Genomic DNA, 21,596 nt, shown 5'->3' on the forward strand with positions numbered 1-21,596 from the left:
TGTTGCCGCCCTCCCCCCCTAGAGCGCCCCACCCCCCACACCTGCCCCCCCCCTACCTCCTGGGGGAAATGAACCTCATTGCCCCCGCGGGCCCCCCCCCCGCGGGGGGGGGGGCCCCACGGCGTGGGGTGGTCAGCTCAGGGTGCGGACCGCGGCGGCGTCGTACGGGTGCAGGTCGGCGAACCGGCCGGCGAGGACCTTCTCGGCCCACTGCGGGTCCTGGAGCAGGGCGCGGCCGACCGCGACCAGGTCGAACTCCTCGCGCTCCAGCCGGTCGAGCAGGTTGTCGATGGCCCCGACCGGGGCGCCCTCGCCCGCGAAGGCGCGGACGAAGTCGCCGTCGAGGCCGACCGAGCCGACGGTGATGGCGGGGCGGCCGGTGAGCTTCCTGGTCCAGCCGGCCAGGTTGAGGTCGGAGCCGTCGAACTCGGGGACCCAGTAGCGGCGGGTCGAGGCGTGGAAGGCGTCGACGCCGGCCTCGGCGAGCGGGGCGAGGATCGCCTCCAGCTCCTGCGGGGTCTCGGCGAGGCGGGCGTCGTAGTTCTCCGACTTCCACTGCGAGTAGCGGAAGATCACCGGGAACTCGGGGGAGACGGCCGCGCGTACCGCGGCGACCAGCTCGGCGGTGAACTTCGTCCGGGCGACCGGGTCGCCGCCGTAGGCGTCGGTGCGGCGGTTGGTGCCCGCCCAGAGGAACTGGTCGAGCAGGTAGCCGTGGGCACCGTGCAGCTCGACGCCGTCGAAGCCGATCCGCTCGGCCGCCGCGGCCGCCTCGGCGAACGCGCCGATCACGGCGTCCAGGTCGCTCCGGGTCATCGCCCGGCCGGTGCCTTCGGTGCCGTCCAGCCGGATGCCGGACGGGCCGACCGCGGGGGCGTCGGCGAACGGCGGGTCGCCCTGCTTGCGGACCATGCCGATGTGCCACAGCTGCGGCACGATGGTGCCGCCCGCCGCGTGCACGTCCTCGGCGACCCGGGCCCACCCGGCCAGCTGCTCCTCGCCGTGGAAGCGCGGGATGTCGTCGGCCTGCCCGGCGGACTCGTGGCCGACGTACGTCCCCTCGGTGACGATCAGGCCGACGCCCGAGGCGGCGCGGCGGGCGTAGTACGAGCGCACGTCCTCGCCGGGCACGCCGCCCGGGGAGAACCTGCGCGTCATCGGCGCCATCACGATGCGGTTGGGCACGGTCAGCCCGTTGACCGTGACGGGCCGGGACAGGAGCTCGGCCGCGCGGGAGACGGGGGACTCGGTGACGCTCATGGGCAATCCTTGCGGGTGACGGTGGTGTGCGCCGGGGCGGAAACGGTTGCCCGTGCCAACCGTTCCGGCGGCCGTCGCATTTCGACGTCCGCGCGAAACCCGCTGTGATCCCCGTCACCCCGGGCCGGTCGGCGGCTGGTCAGGGGGCCAACAGCGGCTGCGCGGTGCCGTCACTCGTGCGGGTGGTACCGGTGCCCGCCCGGTGTGGCTCCGGCGGGGCCGCCCGGCCGCCGGTGGTTGGCTGTCCGGCGGGCGCCGGCCGGTCGGCGCTTCCCCGGCTGCGCGGCTCGGCCCCGGCCGGGGGCGTGCTGCGAGTTCCCGGGAGGCGGTCGGTGGTCATGGGTGGGCGCGGTGGTGGATCGCCTCGGAACCGGCCCCGGCCCCGGCGGGCCGCGGACGCAGTGGAGCGCCTCGCCCGGGCCCGTGCGGCGGCCGGTGCCCGGCTGTCGGCGGTCGCGGACCGGCTCCGGCGGGCGCCCGCGCCGCCCGGACCGTTCCGGCCCGGGTTCTGGCGCAGTCCGATCCGCGGGCCGTGGCTGACCTCGGTGTTCGGGCTGGTGCTGCTGGCCGGGATCCCGGTCCTGTTCGTGACCGGCGCGCTCTCGTACGCCGCCTACAACCCCGACCTCGGCCCGCTGAACGACCAGACGCCGGACAAGGGCTGGCTGGGCTTCTACCTCTTCGACTGGCCCACCCGCCCGGCCTGGCTCTACCGGCTCGACCAGGGCGTGCACGTGACGCTCGGCGTCGTCCTCGTCCCGGTCGTGCTGGCCAAGCTGTGGTCGGTGATCCCGAAGCTGTTCGAGTGGCCGCCGGCGCGCAGCGCGGCCCACGCCCTGGAACGGCTGTCGCTGCTGATGCTGGTCGGCGGCGCCGTCTTCGAGTTCGCCACCGGGATCCTCAACATCCAGCTCCACTACGTCTTCCCGGGCTCCTTCTACACCCTGCACTTCTACGGGGCGTGGGTGTTCATCGCCGCGTTCGCCGTCCACGTCGCGCTGCGGTTCGGCCGGATGGTCCGCGCGCTCCGGTCGCGCTCCCTGCTGGGCGAGCTGCGCACCGGCCTCGCCGGCACCCGGCCCGAACCGCCGGACGCGGACGGGCTGGTGGCCGTCGCACCCGCCCCGCCGACGATCGCCCGGCGCGGCGCGCTCGCCCTGGTGGGCGCCGGCTCGCTGGCCCTGTTCGTGGTCACCGCCGGGCAGAGCATCGGCGGCCGCCTGCGCGCCACCGCACTGCTGGCACCGCACAACCGGGCGCCGGCGGAGGGGCCCAACGGCTTCCAGGTCAACAAGACGGCCGCCGCGGTCGGCGTCACGGCGGCGATGACGGGCCCGGCCTGGCGGCTCGAACTGCACGGCGCCGGGCCGGTGCTGACGTACACCCGGGAGCAACTGCTGGCGATGGCCCGGCACTCGGCCCGGCTGCCGATCGCCTGCGTGGAGGGCTGGTCCACCGGGGACCAGCACTGGAGCGGGCTGCGGCTCGCCGACCTCGCCGCCCTGGCCGGGCTCCCGGAGGCGGCGAGCGTACTCGTGGAGTCGGTCCAGCCGCCCGGCCCGTACGCCTCCGTGGTGCTGCGCGGCAACCAGGTCCGCGACCCGCGCTCGCTGCTCGCCCTGCACGTCAACGGCGTCGACCTCTCGCTCGACCACGGCTACCCCGCGCGCGTCATCGTCCCGGCCAACCCCGGTGTGAACAACACGAAGTGGGTCCACCGGCTGACCTTCCGGGCCTGACCCCACGAACCGCGACGACCAGGACGGCACGATGAACCCGCGCACCCCCTTCACCCGCTGGTACGGCGCCGGGCCGCTGCACCTGCTCGCGCTCCTCGCCTCCCTCGCCCTCACCGGCTTCGCCGTCCAGCGCCTGGTGGCCGAACGGCCCCTCGCGGTGGCGCTCTGGTTCGTCGGCGCGGCCGTCGCCCACGACCTGATCCTGCTCCCGCTGTACTCGCTCGCCGACCTCTCGGCCCGCTCCGTGCTGAGCCGTCGCCCCGGGCCGGCGCCGGCCGTCGCCTGGATCAACCACCTGCGGGTGCCGTCGTTCCTGTCCGGCCTGCTGCTGCTCGTCTGGTTCCCGCTCGTCCTGAACCTCTCGGAGCCGTACCCGGGCGCCACCGGCCTGTCGGAGGGCGTCTACCTGGGTCGCTGGCTCGCCGTCACCGGGGCCCTGTTCGGCGCGTCCGCACTCGCCCTCGCGCTCCGGCTGCGCCGGGCCCGCCGGTCGGGGCCGGCGCCGCGATCCGGCCATGTCCGCGAATCGTAAGGCCGGGCCGGTGGGGTACGGCCCGGGGGGCTCCTACAGTGGCCGAGGCGTTCCTTCCAGGAGAGGTGGTACAGATGACGACGCGTCACGAAACCGCGCGGGCCGAGCTCGGCGTGATCGGCGGCTCGGGGCTCTACGCGCTGCTGGACGAGGTGACCGAGGTGCGGGTCGACACCCCGTACGGCCCGCCCAGCGACGCGCTGTTCCTCGGCGAGGTCGCCGGGCGCCGGATCGCCTTCCTGCCCCGGCACGGGCGCGGCCACGGCCTGCCGCCGCACCGGATCGACTACCGGGCCAACCTCTGGGCGCTGCACTCGCTGGGCGTGCGGCAGGTGTTCGGCCCGTGCGCGGTCGGCGGGCTGCGCCCCGAGTACGGGCCCGGGACGCTGCTGGTGCCGGACCAGTTCGTCGACCGCACCTCCGGCCGGGTGCAGACCTACTACGACGGGCAGCCGCTGCCGGACGGCTCCCGCCCCGAGGTCGTGCACGTGTCGATGGCCGACCCGTACTGCCCCACCGGGCGGCGGGCCGCGCTCGACGCCGCACGCGCGGCGGCCTGGGAGCCGGTGGACGGCGGCACGCTGGTGGTGATCGAGGGCCCGCGCTTCTCCACCCGCGCCGAGTCCCGCTGGTTCACCGCCAACGGCTGGTCGGTGGTCGGCATGACCGGCCACCCCGAGGCCGTCCTCGCCCGCGAACTCGGCCTCTGCTACACCTCGTTGGCGCTGGTCACCGACCTCGACGCCGGGGTGGAGTCGGGCGAGGGCGTCACCCACGCCGAGGTGCTGGAGGTCTTCGCCCGCAACGTCGACCGGCTGCGCACCGTGCTGTTCAAGGCCCTGGAGGCCCTGCCCGCCGACCGGGAGTGCCCCTGCTCGCACGCGCTGGACGGCCTCGCCACCGGCCTGCCCGGCGTCCCCGGTGACTGACCGGCCCCGGGGCCTCCTGCCGTGCGGCCTCGCCCTCGCCGCCCTGGTCACGGCCCTCGCGCTGACCGTGACCGGCGGCGGGACGCTCGCCGACCGGGCGCCGCTGTACGGCTGGTACACCCTCGACGCCGCCCTCTTCGCGCTCGCCCTGCTCCTGCTGCGCGGGGTGGACGGGCGCCGGGTGGCGCCGCTGGTGCTGGCCGGCAGCGTCCTGGTCGCCGCGGTGGGGCTGCTGGCGCCGCCGCGCACCAGCGACGACGCCTACCGGTACGTGTGGGACGGCCGGGTCCAGGCGGCCGGCACCTCCCCGTACGCGCACACCCCGGACGACCCGGCGCTGGCCCGGCTGCGCGACCCGGGCCTGTTCCCGGCCGGCGACGGCTGCGCGGCCTGGGACGAGCGGCGGACGGCGGCGGGCGACTGCACCCGGATCAACCGGCCCGCCGTGCATACCGTCTACCCGCCGGTCGCCGAGGCCTGGTTCCTCGCCGTGCACCCCTTCGGCGGCGGCGTGCGCGGCGTGCAGGCCGCCGGCGCGCTGGTGGCCGTCGCCACCACCGGCGTCCTGCTCGCCGCGGGGAGCGGGCGGCGGGCCGCGCTCTGGGGCTGGTGCCCGGGCCTCACGGTGTGGGCGGTCAACGACGCGCACGTCGACACCCTCGGCGCGCTCCTGATGGCGGCCGGGCTGGCCCGCGCGGCCGCACGCCCCGGAACCGGCGGCGCCCTGCTCGGCGCGGCCGTCGCCACCAAACTGCTCCCGGCCCTCGCCCTGCCCGGAGCGCTGTCCGGCCTGCTCGCCCGGCGGCCGACGCGGCGCGACCTGCTCCTGCCCGCGGCGGCCCTCGGGACCTTCGCGGCCGCCTACCTGCCGTACGTCGCGCTCTCCGGCCCCGGAGTCCTCGGCTACCTGCCCGGCTACCTCAAGGAGGAGGGCTACGAGCAGGGGCACCTCGAACGCTTCGGCCTGCTCAGGGCGGTGCTCCCCGACGCGTGGACCCCGTGGGCCGCCGCCCTGCTGCTCGCCGCGGTGGCGCTGTGGGTGCTGCGCCGCGGCGACCCCCGCCGGCCGTGGCAGGGCTCGCTCCTGGTCACCGGCACCGCGCTGCTGCTCGTCGCGCCGAGCTACCCCTGGTACGGCCTGCTGGTGGTGGTCCTGGTCGCGCTGGACGGCCGGTGGGAGTGGCTGGCGGTGCCCGCCGCCGGCCAGGTGCTCTACCTGGTGGGCGGCGAGGACGCCCAGCGCGCCGCCTACGGGGCCGCGCTCGCCTGCGTGCTCGTCGTCCCGGCGCTGCGCCGGCTGCTGGGCGCCGCACCGGCCCGGCCCGGGCGCGCGGCCCGGCCGGAGATGACGAAAGTCTGACGGAACGCCCCCGGCCCTGGCCGTCCCCCGCCCCGACCTGCTCGAATCGGCGGGTGGACAGAACAGACGACGAGAGCCGGGGCACCCCGGTCGGGCGCCGGGTCGTGCTCGGCCTGCTCGGCCTCGGGGCCGCCGGCGTGGCCGCCGGACCGTACCTGCAGCGGGCCGAGTCGGCGCTCGCGGAACGGGACCCGATCGGCCTGTCCGGGCTGCTGCCGGGCAACAACGGCTTCCGCTACTACTCGGTGGTGACCTCCGTCCCCGAGCGGACCGAGGCCGACTACACCCTCACCGTCGACGGCCTGGTGGAGCGCCCCGGCACCCACCGGCTCGCCGACCTGCGGGCGATGCCGCAGCGGCGGCTGGTCAAGGACGTCCAGTGCGTCACCGGCTGGCGGGTGCCGGACACCCCGTTCGAGGGCGTGCCGCTGGCCCACCTCCTGGACACCGCCGGGGTGCGGCCCGGGGCGACGGCCGTCCGCTTCAGCTGCTTCGACGGCGCCTACACCGAGAGCCTGACCCTGGAGCAGGCCCGGCGCGACGACGTGCTGGTCGCGCTGCGGATGCGGGACGACCCGATCTCGCACAGCCACGGCGGGCCGGTGCGGCTGTACGTCGCGCCGATGTACTTCTACAAGTCCGCGAAGTGGCTCTCCGGCATCACCGTCACCGGCGCGGTCGAGCCGGGCTACTGGGAGCGCAACGGCTACGACGTCGACGCCTGGGTCGGCCGGTCGAACGGGAGGTCCGATGCGCCGACGAGCTGACCTCGTCCTGCGCTTCACCCGCGCCGAGCGCTGGGTGCACCGCGCGACCGCCGTGCTGACGGGCGTGTGCCTGGCCACGGCCGCCTGCCTGTACGTCGCGCCGCTCGCCGAACTGGTCGGCAACCGGCCGCTGGTGGTCACCGTGCACGTGTGGTGCGGCCTGGCGCTGCCGGTGCCGCTGCTGCTCGGCCTCGCCTCCCGCGCCCTGCGGGCGGACTTCGTCCGGCTGAGCCGGTTCACCCCGGTGGACCGGCAGTGGCTGCGGGCCGCCCGCACCCGGGCCGCGCACCGGCCGGCCGGCAAGTTCAACGCCGGGCAGAAGCTGTACGCGCAGTGGACGCTCGGCGCGATCCTGGTGATCGTCGGCACCGGCCTGCTGATGTGGCTCACCCACCTCGCCCCGGCGTCCTGGCGCACCGGTGCGACCTTCGTGCACGACTGGCTGGCCTTCGCCATCGCCGTCGTGGTCGCCGGGCACGTCCGGATGGCCTGGCGGGACCGCGAGGCGCGGCTCGGCATGCGGACCGGGCTGGTCGAGCGGCGCTGGGCCGAGCGCGAGCACCCGCACTGGCGGGCCGCGGACCCGGAGTAGGACCGCGCGACGGCCGGGCCGGCCGGGGGGCCCGCGGGCCCCCCGGCCGGCTCAGCCCTTGCGCAGGGCGAGGAAGCACCGGCCGTGGGAGGTCCAGCGCTCCGCCTCGACCAGGCCCGCGGCGCGGGCCCGCCGCAGGGTGGCGGCGGTGCCGAGCCGGGCCCAGGGGAAGGCCGGGCCGAGCCGGCCGTCCGGCCCCTCCACCCGGACGAGGGCGCGCTCGTCGACCTCCCGCGGCTCCACCTCCACCAGCAACCGCCCGTCCGGGGCGATGAGTTCGGCGCCGCGGCCGAGCAGTGCGGCCGGGTCGCCGCCGATCCCGAGGTTGCCGTCGGCGAGCAGCGCGGCGCCCCAGCGGCCCTCGGCGGGCAGGCGGTCGAACACGGATCGGCACAGCGCCGGGCCGCCGAGGCCCACCGTGCGGGCGACGGCCGCCCCGGTCACGTCCACCCCGAGGACGGGCACGCCGAGGGCGAGCAGCGCGGTCACCAGCCGGCCGGGGCCGCAGCCGAGGTCGAGGACGGGCGCGGTCAGCCGGGTGCAGCGCAGCAGCAGGCTGTGGTCGGCGCCGGCCGCCGGCGCGCACCAGCGTTCGATGTCCAGGCGCAGCCGCCGACCGTCCTCGCAAAGCAGCCAGAGCGGGCCGCGGCCGGTCCGCACGGCCTCGGCGAAGGGGTCGTCCACCCAGGGTGCGGCGACCGTCAACTCGCCACCTCCGGTGCGGAGTCGGCGGTGTCGAGGTCGCGCAGCCGCGCGGCGAAGCGGCTGCCCGGGGCCTCGGCGGCCACCCGGCGGGCGTCCTCGATGGTGTCCACGTCCGTCAGGACGGGCAGCCGGTGGACGGTCAGCCCGGCCCCGGCCAGCCGGCGCAGCAGCGCGGCGCCCGTCCCCGGGGTGGACATCGGCACGCCGTGCAGCAGGCGGGCGGCCAGCTCCGCGGTGGGCCGGGCCAGGCCGAGCGCCCAGAACCCGCCGTCGGCCGCCGGGCCGTACCAGGCGTCCACGCCCGGGCGCCGGGCGGCGGACAGCGGTTCGGCCAGTTCGGCCGCCGCCAGCTGCGGGGTGTCCATGCCGACCAGCAGTGCGGGGGCCCGCGGGGCCAGCCGGGCGGCGTGGGCGAAGGCGGCGGCCAGGCGCCGGTCCAGGCCGCCGCCGCACTGCGGGACGACCTCCCAGCCCGGCGGCAGCCAGGGCCCGGGATCGCCGTCCAGGACCAGCAGGCGCCGCCCGGCGGGCATCGCGGTCAGGGCGTACAGGGTGTCGGCGAGTGCGGCCCCGGCGAGGGCCGCCGCCTGGTCCGGGGTGCAGGGCGGGGTGAGCCGGGTCTTCACCCGGCCGGGGACGGGCGCCTTGGCGATCACCAGCAGGGTGGCCGGCGGCGCCGCCAGCACCGCCCGCATGTCCCGGACGGCCTGGCGGGTGCCGCGCAGGGTGCCGGTGACCTTGGACCGGCCCGCGCGCGGCAGGTAGTCCACCGGGGTCTCGGCGATCCGCAGCCCGGCGGCGGAGGCCGCGAGCACCATCTCCAACGGGTAACCGGAGCGCCGGTCGCCGAGGCCCAGGGCCAGCAGCCGTTCCCGGCGGGCGGCCCGCATCGGGCCGAGGTCGTGCAGCGGCGCGCCGGTGCGGGCCCGCAGCCGGCGGGCGAGCAGCGCGTTGGCGAGGCGGGCGTGCGGCGGCCAGGCGCCGGCGGTGGCCGGCCGGCGCCGGCCGAGCACCAGGTCGGCGGTGCCGGCCAGCACCGGGCCGGTGACCCGGGGGAGTTGGGCGGGGTCGAGCGAGCCGTCGCAGTCCAGGAAGCAGACCAGCTCGGCGGTGGCGGCGCGCAGCCCGGCGTGGCAGGCGGCGCCGAAGCCGCGCCGGGGCTCCTCGACCACGGTCGCGCCGAGGGAGCGGGCGAGCTCGGCGGAGCCGTCCCGGGAGCCGTTGTCCACGACGATCGCCCGCCAGCCGTCCGGGATCCGCGCGAGCACCCAGGGCAGCGCGGCGGCCTCGTCGAGGCAGGGCAGGACGACGTCGACGGCCCGCGGAGGGGGGAGAGGAGGAGTCACGGCGGTCACGCTAACCGCGGCCGGTGGCGCCGGGGCCGAACCGCGCCCTTACGGAAGTGCTACGGCCGCGCCGGCCGCGCCCGTTCGGGGGATCTTACGGAACGCGAACGCGGGCCACGGCGCGCCTCCCGCCGTGGCGGCCCGGCCGTATCCTCGGCGAGGTGAACGAGAGTCCCGCCCCCGCCGGCGCGCCCGCCCCCGCCGACGCGCCCGCCCCCGCCGCGGCGCCGTGCGCCGGCCGCGTCCTGGTGATCGACGACGATCCCACCGTGGCCGAGGTCGTCACCGGCTACCTCACCCGGGCCGGCCACCTGGTCGACCACGCCGCGGACGGCCCGCGGGGGCTCGCCCTGGCCCGCGCCCACCGCCCGGACCTGGTGGTCCTGGACCTCATGCTCCCCGGGCTGGACGGCCTGGAGATCCTGCGCCGGCTGCGCGCCACCGCGGACGGCGCCGACCTGCCGGTCGTCCTGCTCACCGCCAAGGGCGACGAGAACGACCGCATCCTCGGCCTGGAGCTGGGCGCGGACGACTACGTCACCAAGCCGTTCAGCCCCCGGGAGCTCGTCCTGCGGGTCCAGTCGGTGCTGCGCCGCTCCCGCGCGGCCGCCCCCGCCCGCCCGGCCGCCGGGCCGGTGCTCTCCGGCGACCTCGCGCTCGACCCGCAGGCCCGCCGGGTCCACCGCGGTGGGCGCGAACTGCTGTTGACCGTACGGGAGTTCGACCTCCTGGCGTTCCTGCTGCGGCATCCGCGGACGGTGTTCTCCCGGCAGCAGCTGATGGAGCGGGTGTGGGGCTGGGACTTCGGCGACCTGTCCACCGTGACCGTCCACGTCCGCCGGCTGCGCGAGAAGGTCGAGGACGACCCGGCCGCGCCGGCGCTGATCACCACCGTGTGGGGCGTCGGCTACCGCTACGACCCGGTGGCGGAGGCGGGCGCGTGAAGGACCTGCTGCTGATCGCCCTGTTCGCCGCGCTGGGCGCCGGCGGGGCGGGCCTGCTCGGCTGGGCGGCCGTCCGGCTGCTGCGCCGGCGCTCGCTCGCGCTCTCGCTGTTCTGCGTCGCCGCCGTCACCGTGCTCGCGGTCACCTCCGGCACCCTCGCCGTCGCCCAGGCGATGTTCCTCTCCCGGCACGACCTCGGGGTGGTGATCACGGTGCTGGGGGTGGCCTCGGTCGTCTCGCTGGCGACCGCCGCGCTGCTGGGGCGCCAGGTCGTGGCCGGCAGCAGGGCGTTGACCGCGGCGGCCCGGACGGTGGGCAGCGACGCCGGGTTCAGCGCGCCGGAGCCCCCGCACGGTCTGGAGCTGGCCCAGCTCGGCGCCGAACTCGCCGCCACCAGCGCCCGGTTGGCCGAGTCCCGGGCCCGGGCGCAGGCCCTGGACGGCTCCCGCCGGGAACTGATCGCCTGGATCTCGCACGACCTGCGGACCCCGCTCGCGGGGCTGCGCGCGATGGCGGAGGCGCTGGAGGACGGCGTGGCCGAGCACCCGCAGGACTACCTGCGGCGGATGCGCACCGAGGTCGAGCGGCTCACCGGGATGGTGGACGACCTGTTCGAGCTCTCCCGGATCCAGGCCGGGGCGCTCGCCCTGTCGCTGTCGCGGGTGTCCGTCTACGACCTCGTCGACGACGCGCTCGCCGGGGCCCACCCGCTGGCCCGGCAGCGCGGAGTCCGGCTGGAGGGGCGGCTGGTGGCCGCCGAACCCGTCGAGGTGGACAGCGGCGAGATCACCCGGGTGCTCGGCAACCTCCTGGTCAACGCGATCCGGTCGACCCCCGAGGACGGCGTGGTGGCGGTCTCCGCCCGGCGGGAGGCGGACGAGGTGGTGCTCTCGGTCACCGACTGCTGCGGCGGCATCCCGGAGCAGGACCTGCCCCGGGTGTTCGAGACGGGCTGGCGCGGCAGCACCGCCCGGACCCCGCGCCCGGCCGATCCGGGCGACGCCCCGGAGCGGGGTGGTGGCGGCGGTGCCGGGCTCGGGCTGGCCATCGTCCGCGGCATCGTCGAGGCCCACGCCGGCCGCGCCCGGGTGCGCAACGTCGCCGGTGGCTGCTGTTTCGAGATCGTCCTGCCCGCCGCCCGGAGTTGAGGCCCGCCGCCCGGAGTTGACGCCCGAGGCCCGAGGCCCGGGGGCCGGACGGGCTCAGGCGCGCTGCGGTGCGGCCGCGAACTCCACCACGCCGTCCGCGAAGGACACCCGCGGCCGCCAGCCGAGCTCGGCGCGCAGCCGTGCCGAGTCCGCCGTGACGTGCCGGACGTCGCCGAGCCGGTACTCGCCGGTCACCACCGGCGCGGGCCCGCCGTGGGCGGCGGCCAGCGCCCCGGCCATCGCGCCGACCGTCCGGATCTCGCCGCTGCCCACGTTGTACGCCCGGGCGCTGCCCGGGGGCCGCTCGCCGACCGCCGCGAGGGCGGCGAGGTTGGCGTCGGCGACGTCCCGGACGTGGACGAAGTCCCGGCGCTGCCCGCCGTCCTCGAACACCCGGGGCGCCTCGCCCCTGGCCAGGGCCGAGCGGAACAGCGAGGCGACCCCGGCGTACGGGGTGTCGCGCGGCATGCCCGGCCCGTAGACGTTGTGGTAGCGCAGCGTCAGGACGCGGCCGCCGCAGGCGCGGGCCCAGGCGGCGGCCAGGTGCTCCTGGGCCAGCTTGGTGGCCGCGTACACGTTGCGCGGGTCGGCCGGCGCGTCCTCCGTCACCAGCCCGGGGCTCAACTCGGTGCCGCAGTGCGGGCACGGCGGCTCGAACCGGCCGGCGTCCAGCGCCTCCGGGTGCCGCGGGCCGGGCGCGACGTCCCCGTGCGCCGGGCAGTGGTACCGGCCCTCCCCGTAGACCACCATCGAGCCGGCGAGCACCAGGCGCCGCACCCCCGAACGCGCCATCGCGGCGAGCAGCACCGCCGTGCCGAGGTCGTTGCAGCCCGCGTAGGCCGGCGCGTCGTCGAGGTCGAGCCCCAGGCCCACCATCGCCGCCTGGTGGCACACCGCGTCCACGCCGTCCAGGGCCCGCCCCACCGCCGCCGCGTCCCGTACGTCACCGTGCCGCGCCGCCACGCCGTCCGGCAGCGCGGGCATCACCCCGCCGGGGTGCACGGCGGGCAGCAGCGCGTCCAGGACACGGACCTCGTGCCCCGCGGCCGCCAGCGCCCGGACGACCGCCGAACCGATGAACCCGGCACCGCCGGTGACCAGAATCCTCATGCCCCGCGACGCTACCGGTCGCCGCCGCCGCGACCACCCCGATCGGTGGTCGTGTCACCCTTCGGTAAGACGGGACTCTTCGGCAGGACCGCGACCGACGCCGCGCAAGCCCGTGCTCCCGGAGTGTCGGGCAGCCCGGCCTGCTGAGTGTCAGCGGACCTCCAGCAGGCCGTCCGGCAGCGGCCGTTCGGCGAGCGCCGCGCCCAACTGCCGCTCCAGGGCGACGTATTCGTCGCACTCGGCGGGCTCCGCCGGGCCGAGCCGGGCGTTCCGCAGGTCGGTCACGGCCACGGACAGCGGAGCGCGCGCCGACATCGGCCGCATCCTCGCCACCTCGGCGAGCCCCTTCCGGTAGGCGTCCCGCGCCCGTGCGACGTCCCCGGCCCGCAGCGCGTTGAGGCCGATGTCGAAGAGCACCGAGGCCGGTTCGGCCGCGTCGGGCAGCGCCCGCAGCAGGGCGTTCGACGCCCGGTGGTGCTCGCCGAGCCGGTAGAGGCAGCGCGGCCGTGTGCCGGAAGCCGGGCGCCGACGAGTAGGGACGGTGTTGCTTTTCATCCGAACGGCGTAGTGTGGGGGTGAACGAAGCATCTGATCCGGAGCGTCGCCCGTCTGTGCCCTCCGGATACCGCACAAGGGCTGCGTCCCGCGCCCCGGCCCGACCCCGCCGACCCCCCTCACTCACTGCTCGGGGTTGCGGCATGCCCTTGTGAGACTCCGCGCCGCCGAGCGCCCGTGAGTGGTGCGCTGCGGCGGGACTCTGTGGGATTTCACGGGAAGACGCGGGAAAGATGAGCGGCTTCTCTGACCAGCTGATGATCCGGTACCTGAATCCTCAACTGGTGCACGACCTTCTGGCCCCTCCTGCCCCCACCACCCCAACCACCCCTCCGGCCCCGCCGGACCGCACGCTGCTGCGGAACCTCCTGACGACGGTCTACGAACCAGGCGTGATCGAGATCCGGTCCGTGGACGCGGTCGCCGTCGAGCGGACCGACTTCCAGGTGCCGCTCGGCGCCCCGACGACGGTCCGCGGGAGCTGGGAGAAACTACTGCCGGACACCGCGCAGTCGCGGGCCGTCCTGGAGATCCCGCCGGTCGGGCCGCCACTCTGGATCGACATGGCCCTGGACACCGTGGTCACGTCCCAGGTCGCGCTGACCGAGGGCGCCCTCGCCTCCTTCGACTCCGCGAACCTCGCCGGGCTCACCCGGGACGAGTTCGTCGCCCGCTTCGCCTTCCTCGACCTCCCGGACCTGATGAACCGGGCGGGCGTCGCCACCTTCGCCGAACTCCAGGCCCAGTTCCCCCGGTTGTACCGCCTGCACTACGCGACGCCGCCGCCGGGTGCGGCCGGCCGGGAGTTCCGGCTGCGGATCTCGGCGCTCTTCTTCCCCGATCTCGACCTGGAAGGGGCGCTGCGCCGCCTCGCCCGGAGCCGGCAGGCCCTGGACGACTCCAGCCCGCGCCCCGACGAGTACGACGGCGGAGCCCTGCTCGCCGCCAGTGCGTGGCTGGCGGTCTTCCCCGCCGCCGCGCTCGGACTGCCCGGCGCCCCCGGGACCCAGCAGCAGGTGACCGACCTGCTGCACGCCGCGGGCTTCGGGGCCGCCTTCGAGACCGTGCCGTGAGCCGCGCGGCCGGACGGACCCACCAACACCGCGGCAACATGCCGGCACCGCGGCGCAGTTGACACCGCGGCGCGGTTGGCGAAGACCTCAGGTAAGGAGCGGTCGATGCCGGTCAAGTACATCGATGTCACACCCATCAGCGAGCTGTTCGCACCGGCCGTCAGGGCGTTCGGCGACATCGCCGTCGTCGGCCGGGGCGAGTTCGGCTCCGCGGCCTCGCCGCCCAAGCCGTTCACCTCGCCGGGTGCGGCGGTGACCGCCCTCAAGGGTGGCGGGACGACCACCCTGGCGGCCGCGGCGACCAGCGGCGCGAGCGTCGTGGTGGTGCCGGTCAACGTGCAGCCGAACACCAAGGTGCGGATCGGCACCGACCCGGGCTCGGAGGTCCACACCGTGACGGGCGTTCAGTCGACGGCCGGCCCCCCGGCCACCTTCTCGCTCACCCTCGACAAACCGCTGAAGGCCGGCTTCGCCGGGGGGACGGCGGTGACGCAGGACAACGACAGCGACCTGCTGCGGGCGATCCGGACGGCGTTCGGCCAGTCCCCGCCGCCGACCAAGGTCTGGGGCGTCCAGGTGGACTACGCCGCCACCGCCGCGCAGTGGGAGACCGCGCTCGGCGAGGTCGACAAGCTCGACGTCCAGATCGTGCTGCTCGCGGGCGTCCCGCTCAACTCCGGCAACGCGGCCACCCTCGGCCAGCTGGCCTCCCACGTGTCGGACCCGGGCCTCGGCGACGGCAAGGAGCGCATCGGCGTGGCCATGCTGGATCCCACGCTGGCGGTGGCCGACGCGGTGAAACTGAACGCGGCGCCGGTCAAGAACGAGCGGATGGTGCTGGTCGCCCACAAGTCGGACGACGACGTGGCGGCGGCCATGGCCGGGGTGATCGCCGGCTACCGGCCGCACATCTCGCTGCTGCTCAAGCCGATCAACATCAGGATGACCGAGCTGTTCTCCGACCCGGACATCGACGTCCTGGACGCCGGACTGGTCAACTGGATCACCAGCCCGGTGCTGCTGCCCGGCCAGGCGCTCTACCTGGGGGAGGGCTACACCTCGGACTCCAGCCACGACAAGAAGTACATCGACATCGTCCGCACGATCGACGACGTCAACTTCCGGATCAAGGCGGCCCTGATCGAGGCCATCGGCAACCTGCGGATCTCCCGGGTGGGCCTGCGCTCGATCGTGACCATCGTGCAGTCCGTGCTGTCCCCGCTGGTCTCGCAGGGCGTGATCGAGGGCTTCAACGTGGTCATCCCGCTCCTGGTGCTGCTCGACCGGGACCCGGCGAGCCTGTCCCCGGCCGAGACGCAGGAGATCGCGACGGCGCGCGCCGACCGCACGGTCGACATGACGATCGAAGTGGTCTACGCCGGCGCCATCCACCGGCTGACCATCAACCTCGACTTCACCGGTTGAACGAGGCTGAGCTGAGAGGGAAGTGAGAGACCATGGCCGACGCCCTGAAGTGGGACACCCGGCTGACGGTGATGGTGCAGGGGAAGGCACTGACGCCCATCGACTCCTTCAACCCGACCTTCAACGTCCCGGTGCAGCCCCTGCACTCGCTGGAGGCCGACAACGTGGCGCACATCGTCCAGCCGCACGTGTTCACGTTCACCATGGCGATCAAGGCGATCGGAACGACCGTGGCGACGCTCACGGACCTGGCGCTGAAGAACACCAGCTTCGCCGTCGGCGTCCAGGAAGCGCACGGGAACGACTGGACGTTCAAGAGCATCGACTTCAACGACTGCTACATCACGTCCGTCGCCAGCACCATCGTCATCGACGGCGTGCCCACCACCACGTTCAACTGCATCAGCCTGGACACCGTCCCGACCGACAACGGCTGAGCAGGGAACGGAATTCGAGATGTCCGACAGCCAGGCGTACGAGGAACCCGAGCCGAGCGCGGACCCGGCCGGCCAGTCACTGCCGGTCGCCCGCGGCGGGCTGGTGTACGTGAACGAGGGCGAGCGGATCGTGGTGCCGCCGGGCGCGGCGGCCGCGGTGGCGGCGAGCACCGGCGGCGAGGTCCACTGCTACTTCCCGATCAAGGTGGTGGTGGCGGGCAGTGGCCCGGAAGCGACCGCGGACGCGATCCCGGCCGATGTCTACGGCGCGCTGTACGGTGCGCTGACCTGACGCGGAGGCCGGGACATGCTGCGGATCGCCTGCCACTTCCCGATCACGGTGTCCGTCGAGGGGACCCCCTCGGCGGCGGACCTGGAACAGCTCGGCCGGGCCGTCGAGGCGGCGGTCGCCGAGCGGGTGGGCGAGGCCCGGCGCGAGGTGGCGCGGCTGGCGGCCCAGCAGCCCGGCGCGGCCGGGCCGGCCGCACCGCCGCGGGAGCCGCCGGCGGAGCCCGCGGACCGGGCCCGGATCGGCGAGGGCGGCCGCACCTACCTGGTGCCCTCGTACGACCTGGGCGGGGCGCTGCGGCCGGTGACGCTGCGCACGATCGTGTCGGAGATCCGCGGGATCCAGGCGGAGGCCACCGACCTCGCGCTGCGCTACACCGCCTCGCGCGCCGGGGGAGTCCTCGGCGAGATCGCGGCCGCCTTCGCCCTCGGCGAGCGCGGCTTCCGCTTCCTGGTCGCGCCGTCCGGGCCCGGGGCCCACCGGGACAACGCGCCCGGCTTCGACTCGGTCGCGTTCAACCCGGTGAGCGGCGAGATCTGGCTGATCGACAACAAGGCCAGCGGCGCCCTGGGCACCCTCCCCGGCGGCACCGCCCTGGGCCGCAACCTCCGGCCCGGCATGGAACAGGCCGTCCGGCTGGTGCGCGCCGTCCCGGACTTCCCCGGGAAGGCCGACGTCGTCCGCCGGCTGGAGGCCGGCCTGGACGCCGTCCGGGCGGGGAAGCCGATCCCCGCCGAACTCAAGGTCAGGCTGAAGGTGACCAACGCCGGCGGGTACGGCTCCGGCGTGCACGACCTGCCGCCGGGGGCGGAGGCCGAGGACGTGGTCGGTCCGGAGGTCCGGGCCGCCCGCGAGCGGGACGTGGCGAAGGCCGAGGAGCGCGGGGAGAAGCCCGGGCGGCCGCGCTCGCACGCGGAGACCGAACGGATGCGGCAGCAGGTCGGGGGCCCGCAGTCCCGTCAGCCGGCGCCGGTGGGTGCGAAGGGCGCGACCGGGGCCGGCGGGCTCGCGGCCGGTGCGGGCACCGTCGGGCGCGGGATCGTCCAGGGCGGGGTCGTCGTCCTCGGCGGCGCGGCCCTCGTCACCGCCGGCGCGCTGACGATCCTGGGCGCACTCGCGGCCCTGGCGAAGCGGAAGGGCCCGGACACCGACGCCCTGAAGCAGTTGACCGAACTGCGGCTGCGGGCCCTGCGGCCGCAGATCACGGCCCGGCTCGACGCCCTCACCGACCAGGTCGCGGACCTGCAGCTGAGCCGGCCGGGCCGGCCGCTGTACGGCGTCATCGGTCTGGTCACCACGGTCTACCGGGCCGCGGGCGGGGAGGAACGGCTGATCGACTGCCGGATCGAGCTGGCCTCGGTGTCGGTCGGCCCGGAGCCGGTCGAGCGCAGCGAGAGCTCGCGGGTCTGGGAGGGAAAGTGGTACACGCTGCAGACGCTGCGCGAGTCCGTCCGCACCACCTACTCGGTCGAACTCGCCCCGCTCGCCCCCGAGCGCCTGCGGGAGGCACTGGCCCGCCGCATCGCGGCCGAGGAGGCCCGGCTCGGCGCGAGTTCCGCCACGCCGGAGGAACTGCTGGCCTCCCAGCGCCGCCGGGACGAACTGGCGCTCGCCCCGGAGCGGGCCCGGGAGGAGTTGCTCCGGCGGATCGCGGCCGAGGAGGCCTTCGTCGCCACCAGCTCCGCCACGCCGGAACAGCAGCTGGCCGCCCAGCGCCGCCGGGACGAACTGCTGCTGCGGCTGATCGGGTTGGAGACGCCATGAGCGGCGCCGGGGACACCCGACAGCTCCGGCTGCACCCGCCGGACGCGGTGGTCGTCGACGGCGCGCTGGACCCGGACACCCGGCGTGCGCTGGAGGAGGTCCTGCTGCGCGCGGTCGGCTCGGCGCTCGCGCGGCTGCGGCCGCCGGAACTGCGGATCGACGGCGCGGCGGGGCGGGCGACGGCACCGGGCGCCGAGCCGTGGGCGACGCCCGCGGAGGCGGCCGCGCGGACGACGGAGCTGCCCGTGGTGGCCGGGGCGACCGAGGTCGTCCCGCAGCCCCCGGTACCGCAGCCCCCGGTGCCGCAGCCCTCGGCCCGGCGGTCCGCGACCGGCGGCCTGCTGCTGGCGATGGCCCTGCCGGCCGACCTCGTCGAGGGCACCGAGGAACCCCCGGCAGCCGGTGCCACCCCAGAGCCCGCCCCCGAGCCCGCCCCCGTCCCCGGCCCGCTCCCCGCCCAGCAGCCGGCCGGCGAGGACCGGGTGGTCGACGGCCCGAGCCCGGTCGACGGCCGGGTCGTGATGATGCTGTTCCTCGGCGGCACGGTCACCCTCGGCGGCGCCGGGCGCCACGTCCGGGCGAGCAACATCGTCCGGGCGGTCGACCTCGGCCTCGGGGTCTTCGGGACGACCTCCTTCGCGGTCCTGTACGGCCCGGTCGGCGAGCCGGACAGCGGGTTCCGGGTGGTCGCCACCACCCCCACGGTCGAGGACCGCCGGCTCCACGAGGCCGCCGCCCGCTTCGCCGCGGGCGGCAAGGAGAAGGTGGTCACGCTGGAGGGCGGCGAACTGCTGAAGAACGTCGTCGACGACGCCGGGCACCGGTACCAGGTCGTCTCGGTGATGTCGAAGGAACGCAACCACCTGATCCCCAAGGGCGTGGACGTCGAGGAACGGATCCGGCTGCTGCGGGCCAGGGCGCCCGAACTGCCCAAGGAGGAGTTCCGCCGCCTGGTCTTCGCGGACATCGACCGGCTCCTCGGGCCGGCCCTCGCCGGGGACGGGGACCGCCTCCAGGAGGCCGCCGACCGGCTGGCCCGGCTGGACCGGGTGGCGTTCGCCCAGGTCGACTGGGAGACCAGGACGCGCTACCTGGAGGTCCTGATCAGGGCCTGGACGCACGAGCAGCACGAGCTCGCGATCGTCGAGCTGATGTGCTCGCTCGACAGCGTCACCCAGCTGCACGCCGTCCTGGAGAAGCTCGCCGCCGCCCACCTGGTCGAGCAGCTGTACGGGGACCTCGGCGAGAACCTGTGGACCCTGCTCACCGGGGTCGGGCGCCGCTTCGGCTCGACCGATCCGTTCACCTTCGGCACCTTCCTCACCCTGGTCCGGGACGCGTTCGGGCTGAGCCCGAAGGTGCGCGAGTCGATCGCCGCGAGTGTGGCCGGCGGGGTGGTGCACCTCGGCTGGTCGGTGCTGGCCGAGATCGAGGAGGCCGTGCTGGCCGTCTGGGACTTCCTGGTCGGGCTGGTGAAGGGCCTGGGCTTCCTGCTGACCCGGCCGCTGGACGTGGTCGCCGGGCTGGGCCAGCTGGTCCGGCTGGAGGTGACCTTCGAGCTCGCCGCAGCCGGGTATCCGCCCGCATGGGCCGAGGCCGCCGCCGTGCTGAAGAACCTCGGAGGCGCACTGCTGGTCGGCCTCAAGGGCGTCGCGGTGCTCCAGGAGGGCGCCCAGCAGACCTCGACCCCCTCGCTCGGCGAGACGGTGCTGCGGAAGATCAGGTGGGCCGTGGTGATCGAGATCGCCTCCTGGTTCGTCGGCCTCGGGGAGCTCAAGTCCGCGGCCACCGCCGTCGGCCTGACCGAGAAGGTGTCGGCGGCGCTGCGCTTCCTCGGCCTGCTGGGCAAGCTCGCCGACGCGGCCGAGGCGGAGCGGATCACGGTCGGGCTGAGCCGGGTCGCCAAGGCGATGCGCGGTGGGAGCGGTGCGCTGCGACAGCTGCGCAGCGACGCGGAGGTCGTGCGGCTGCTGTCCGAACTGCCGGAAGCGGACGCCGTGCGCCTCGGCGAGCTGCTGGAGCGGGTGGAAGTGGCCGAGGGCAGCACCCTTGCGGAGCTCACCGCCCACCCGGAGCTGGGCGCGGCGGTCGGCGAGTCCTTCACCAAGGTGGAGACGCTGCAGCGGCTGGCCGCGAAGTCGGGCGGTTTCAGCGAGGAGCTGGGCGTGGTGTTCCGCCGGCTCGCCGGTCCGGACGGGTTCAGCCAGGCCGAACTGACCAAGCTGGCCAAGGAGTTGGCCCCCGGCGAGGGCAGACGGCTGCTCGCCGTCGTCGAGCACATCGGGCTGCAGCGGATCGGCGCGGAGGCCGAGGTGGGCGCGGAGTTCCTCACCCTGCTCGCCGCCGAGCCGCGGCGGATGGCCGCCGTCCGCGAGGTCGGCCACGAGGTGCTGCGCCTGCTGTTCGAGCGCACCGGGGGCAAGGCCGAGCCCTTCGACGCGATGGTGGCGGAGCTGGCGCGGCTGAAGGACGTCGCCCGCAAGGAGGAGAAGCTGGGCGAGTTCGCCGGGCTCCTCGACCGGCTGGCGGCCGGCGACGCCGAGGCCTGGGCCGGGCTGCTGCGGCGCGGCGCCGCGCCCGCGGACCGCGAGCAGGTGCTGGCCCGGATCGACCGGCTGTGGCGCCGCTACCAGCGCCAGGCCGCGAACCGGGACGCGCTGCAACGCCAGGTGCGCCGGCTGCGCAAGCTCGCCGAGAAGGACCCGGAGTCCGCGCTGGAGCAACTGGAGGCCTTCGAGTCCAAACTCCCCGCGGGGGCCGGCGGCTCCTCCGTCGAGGCCGAGGTCGCCGCGGACGTGGAGGAGGCCGGGAAACGGGCCGGGCACGACGAGAAGGCGCTGCACCACGAGCCGGGCGAGGCCCCGCCGGAGGCGCCGACCGAGTACGACAAGCCGCACAAGCCGACCGGACGGGACCGGGCCTCCGCCGACCTGGCCGACGCCATGGCCGAGGCGGGGGAACCGTGCCCGCCCGGCCACGACACCCACCACATCGTGGCGGACGCCGACCCGCGGGCCGAACTCGCCCGGCAGATCCTGAAGCGCAACGGCATCGAGCCCCGCAACTCGCCGTTGAACGGCGTCCACCTGCCGCGCACCTCGATGGACCCGAAGACCGTCGCCGAGGCGGCCACCCGGCACCAGACGGTGCACACCGACGCGTACCACCGGGAGCTGACCCGCCGCCTGCTGGAGGCCGAGCACGACGGCGACGTGCACAGGGTTCTGGCCGAGCTGAAGGATGAGTTGAAGCGGCGCGGCTCGTTCGAGGCCCTGGCCGGGGCCGAGCCGGGCGAGTCCTTCGCGGACTGGCTGCAGCGGCACCGGGGCGAGGTCGAGTGGCTGAAGGACGAGGACTTCGAGGAGGTGGTCCAGGCCTCGCGCCGGGCGGCCCGGAAGGAGGCGGGGGAGGCGGCGAAGGAGGCCGCGCGCCGCCGGGCCGCCAGGAAGGCGCTCAAGGAGGCCGAGCGCCGTTGGGCCGCGGAGCGGAAGGAGGCGGCGAGGAAGGCCGCAGCCGCGCGTCCGCCCGCGCCCGCAGCGCCGAAACCCCCCACCGGGCCGCCCGACCGGCCTCCCGGGGCCCCCGACGACCCGACCCGCGGAAAGTAGGTCCACACGATGC

19 protein-coding genes and 1 pseudogene are annotated in these 21,596 nt (G+C 75.8%); 14 read left to right on the plus strand and 6 right to left on the minus strand.

Going from position 1 to position 21,596, the window contains the following annotated elements; translation table 11 throughout:
* Window positions 1–132 precede the first annotated feature (132 nt).
* Window positions 133–1,260, minus strand: coding sequence for an NADH:flavin oxidoreductase (locus ACPC54_RS39775; protein ID WP_498972227.1), 1,128 nt, complete (start codon window positions 1,258–1,260; stop codon window positions 133–135).
* Window positions 1,261–1,661: 401 nt separating this feature from the next.
* On the opposite strand from ACPC54_RS39775, the gene ACPC54_RS39780 reads away from it, so the two are divergent.
* From ACPC54_RS39780 to ACPC54_RS39805, 6 genes are all read left to right on the plus strand, one after another.
* Complete coding sequence (locus ACPC54_RS39780) at window positions 1,662–2,999, plus strand: molybdopterin-dependent oxidoreductase (RefSeq protein WP_498972229.1); 1,338 nt, start codon at window positions 1,662–1,664, stop codon at window positions 2,997–2,999.
* 31 nt (window positions 3,000–3,030) lie between these two features.
* Window positions 3,031–3,531 carry a hypothetical protein gene (locus ACPC54_RS39785; RefSeq protein ID WP_498972231.1) on the plus strand — a complete coding sequence of 167 codons (501 nt, stop codon included), beginning with the start codon at window positions 3,031–3,033 and terminating at the stop codon, window positions 3,529–3,531.
* 74 nt (window positions 3,532–3,605) lie between these two features.
* On the plus strand, window positions 3,606–4,460 hold the full coding sequence (locus ACPC54_RS39790) for an S-methyl-5'-thioadenosine phosphorylase (RefSeq protein ID WP_498972233.1): 855 nt from the start codon (window positions 3,606–3,608) through the stop codon (window positions 4,458–4,460).
* Window positions 4,453–5,820, plus strand: coding sequence for a hypothetical protein (locus ACPC54_RS39795; protein ID WP_498972235.1), 1,368 nt, complete (start codon window positions 4,453–4,455; stop codon window positions 5,818–5,820). Before ACPC54_RS39790 ends, ACPC54_RS39795 begins: the two co-directional genes overlap by 8 nt.
* Window positions 5,821–5,873: 53 nt before the next feature.
* Window positions 5,874–6,587 (plus strand): molybdopterin-dependent oxidoreductase, encoded by a 714-nt coding sequence (locus ACPC54_RS39800; protein ID WP_498972237.1) that lies wholly within the window; start codon window positions 5,874–5,876, stop codon window positions 6,585–6,587.
* Window positions 6,571–7,179 (plus strand): cytochrome b/b6 domain-containing protein, encoded by a 609-nt coding sequence (locus tag ACPC54_RS39805; protein ID WP_498972239.1) that lies wholly within the window; start codon window positions 6,571–6,573, stop codon window positions 7,177–7,179. Before ACPC54_RS39800 ends, ACPC54_RS39805 begins: the two co-directional genes overlap by 17 nt.
* Window positions 7,180–7,230: 51 nt before the next feature.
* Here the strand turns inward: ACPC54_RS39805 and ACPC54_RS39810 are convergent, their stop codons facing one another.
* The 3 genes and pseudogenes from ACPC54_RS39810 to ACPC54_RS39820 all read right to left on the minus strand — a co-directional run.
* Window positions 7,231–7,884: a class I SAM-dependent methyltransferase gene (locus ACPC54_RS39810; protein ID WP_498972241.1), complete on the minus strand. Its 654-nt coding sequence runs from the start codon at window positions 7,882–7,884 to the stop codon at window positions 7,231–7,233.
* Window positions 7,881–8,417 carry a TIGR04282 family arsenosugar biosynthesis glycosyltransferase gene (locus tag ACPC54_RS39815; protein WP_498972296.1) on the minus strand — a complete coding sequence of 179 codons (537 nt, stop codon included), beginning with the start codon at window positions 8,415–8,417 and terminating at the stop codon, window positions 7,881–7,883. Before ACPC54_RS39815 ends, ACPC54_RS39810 begins: the two co-directional genes overlap by 4 nt.
* 102 nt (window positions 8,418–8,519) lie before the next feature.
* Window positions 8,520–9,239, minus strand: a pseudogene (locus ACPC54_RS39820) (glycosyltransferase family 2 protein); the annotation flags it as partial.
* Between the two features lie 152 nt (window positions 9,240–9,391).
* Here ACPC54_RS39820 and ACPC54_RS39825 point away from each other — a divergent pair.
* Entirely contained in the window at window positions 9,392–10,174 is a 783-nt protein-coding gene (locus ACPC54_RS39825) for a response regulator transcription factor (protein WP_498972243.1), read from the plus strand.
* Window positions 10,171–11,322 carry a sensor histidine kinase gene (locus tag ACPC54_RS39830; protein ID WP_498972245.1) on the plus strand — a complete coding sequence of 384 codons (1,152 nt, stop codon included), beginning with the start codon at window positions 10,171–10,173 and terminating at the stop codon, window positions 11,320–11,322. Before ACPC54_RS39825 ends, ACPC54_RS39830 begins: the two co-directional genes overlap by 4 nt.
* A 54-nt stretch (window positions 11,323–11,376) precedes the next feature.
* On the opposite strand, the gene ACPC54_RS39835 is transcribed toward ACPC54_RS39830, so the two are convergent.
* Window positions 11,377–12,432 carry an NAD-dependent epimerase/dehydratase family protein gene (locus ACPC54_RS39835; RefSeq protein WP_498972247.1) on the minus strand — a complete coding sequence of 352 codons (1,056 nt, stop codon included), beginning with the start codon at window positions 12,430–12,432 and terminating at the stop codon, window positions 11,377–11,379.
* 150 nt (window positions 12,433–12,582) lie between these two features.
* Window positions 12,583–12,987, minus strand: a complete 405-nt coding sequence (locus tag ACPC54_RS39840) for a hypothetical protein (protein ID WP_498972249.1) — start codon at window positions 12,985–12,987, stop codon at window positions 12,583–12,585.
* Window positions 12,988–13,220: 233 nt separating this feature from the next.
* On the opposite strand from ACPC54_RS39840, the gene ACPC54_RS39845 reads away from it, so the two are divergent.
* The 6 genes from ACPC54_RS39845 (at window position 13,221) to ACPC54_RS39870 (ending at window position 21,583) form a co-directional block, all read left to right on the plus strand.
* Window positions 13,221–14,060 carry a hypothetical protein gene (locus ACPC54_RS39845; RefSeq protein WP_498972251.1) on the plus strand — a complete coding sequence of 280 codons (840 nt, stop codon included), beginning with the start codon at window positions 13,221–13,223 and terminating at the stop codon, window positions 14,058–14,060.
* A 105-nt stretch (window positions 14,061–14,165) separates the two neighbouring features.
* On the plus strand, window positions 14,166–15,485 hold the full coding sequence (locus tag ACPC54_RS39850; RefSeq protein ID WP_498972253.1) for a hypothetical protein: 1,320 nt from the start codon (window positions 14,166–14,168) through the stop codon (window positions 15,483–15,485).
* A 32-nt stretch (window positions 15,486–15,517) separates the two neighbouring features.
* Window positions 15,518–15,922: a hypothetical protein gene (locus ACPC54_RS39855; protein ID WP_498972255.1), complete on the plus strand. Its 405-nt coding sequence runs from the start codon at window positions 15,518–15,520 to the stop codon at window positions 15,920–15,922.
* A 19-nt stretch (window positions 15,923–15,941) separates the two neighbouring features.
* The gene (locus ACPC54_RS39860; RefSeq protein ID WP_498972257.1) at window positions 15,942–16,214 is read left to right on the plus strand and encodes a hypothetical protein; all 273 of its coding nucleotides are present in this window, start codon (window positions 15,942–15,944) and stop codon (window positions 16,212–16,214) included.
* A 15-nt stretch (window positions 16,215–16,229) separates the two neighbouring features.
* Window positions 16,230–17,975: a hypothetical protein gene (locus ACPC54_RS39865; RefSeq protein ID WP_498972259.1), complete on the plus strand. Its 1,746-nt coding sequence runs from the start codon at window positions 16,230–16,232 to the stop codon at window positions 17,973–17,975.
* Complete coding sequence (locus tag ACPC54_RS39870) at window positions 17,972–21,583, plus strand: AHH domain-containing protein (protein ID WP_498972260.1); 3,612 nt, start codon at window positions 17,972–17,974, stop codon at window positions 21,581–21,583. Before ACPC54_RS39865 ends, ACPC54_RS39870 begins: the two co-directional genes overlap by 4 nt.
* The last annotated feature ends 13 nt before the right edge of the window (window positions 21,584–21,596 follow it).

Origin of the sequence: Kitasatospora sp. NPDC094028 (genome assembly GCF_049543595.1) — a bacterium.
GTDB lineage: Bacteria > Actinomycetota > Actinomycetes > Streptomycetales > Streptomycetaceae > Kitasatospora.

Excerpts from the sequence above, each read along its gene's own strand:
- ACPC54_RS39775 (WP_498972227.1), bottom strand. The coding sequence starts at position 1,260 with ATGAGCGTCACCGAGTCCCCCGTCTCCCGCGCGGCCGAGCTCCTGTCC.
- ACPC54_RS39785 (WP_498972231.1), top strand. The coding sequence starts at position 3,031 with ATGAACCCGCGCACCCCCTTCACCCGCTGGTACGGCGCCGGGCCGCTG.
- ACPC54_RS39790 (WP_498972233.1), top strand. The coding sequence starts at position 3,606 with ATGACGACGCGTCACGAAACCGCGCGGGCCGAGCTCGGCGTGATCGGC.
- ACPC54_RS39805 (WP_498972239.1), top strand. The coding sequence starts at position 6,571 with ATGCGCCGACGAGCTGACCTCGTCCTGCGCTTCACCCGCGCCGAGCGC.
- ACPC54_RS39815 (WP_498972296.1), bottom strand. The coding sequence starts at position 8,417 with ATGCCCGCCGGGCGGCGCCTGCTGGTCCTGGACGGCGATCCCGGGCCC.
- ACPC54_RS39835 (WP_498972247.1), bottom strand. The coding sequence starts at position 12,432 with ATGAGGATTCTGGTCACCGGCGGTGCCGGGTTCATCGGTTCGGCGGTC.
- ACPC54_RS39840 (WP_498972249.1), bottom strand. The coding sequence starts at position 12,987 with ATGAAAAGCAACACCGTCCCTACTCGTCGGCGCCCGGCTTCCGGCACA.
- ACPC54_RS39845 (WP_498972251.1), top strand. The coding sequence starts at position 13,221 with ATGAGCGGCTTCTCTGACCAGCTGATGATCCGGTACCTGAATCCTCAA.
- ACPC54_RS39850 (WP_498972253.1), top strand. The coding sequence starts at position 14,166 with ATGCCGGTCAAGTACATCGATGTCACACCCATCAGCGAGCTGTTCGCA.
- ACPC54_RS39855 (WP_498972255.1), top strand. The coding sequence starts at position 15,518 with ATGGCCGACGCCCTGAAGTGGGACACCCGGCTGACGGTGATGGTGCAG.
- ACPC54_RS39860 (WP_498972257.1), top strand. The coding sequence starts at position 15,942 with ATGTCCGACAGCCAGGCGTACGAGGAACCCGAGCCGAGCGCGGACCCG.
- ACPC54_RS39865 (WP_498972259.1), top strand. The coding sequence starts at position 16,230 with ATGCTGCGGATCGCCTGCCACTTCCCGATCACGGTGTCCGTCGAGGGG.
- ACPC54_RS39870 (WP_498972260.1), top strand. The coding sequence starts at position 17,972 with ATGAGCGGCGCCGGGGACACCCGACAGCTCCGGCTGCACCCGCCGGAC.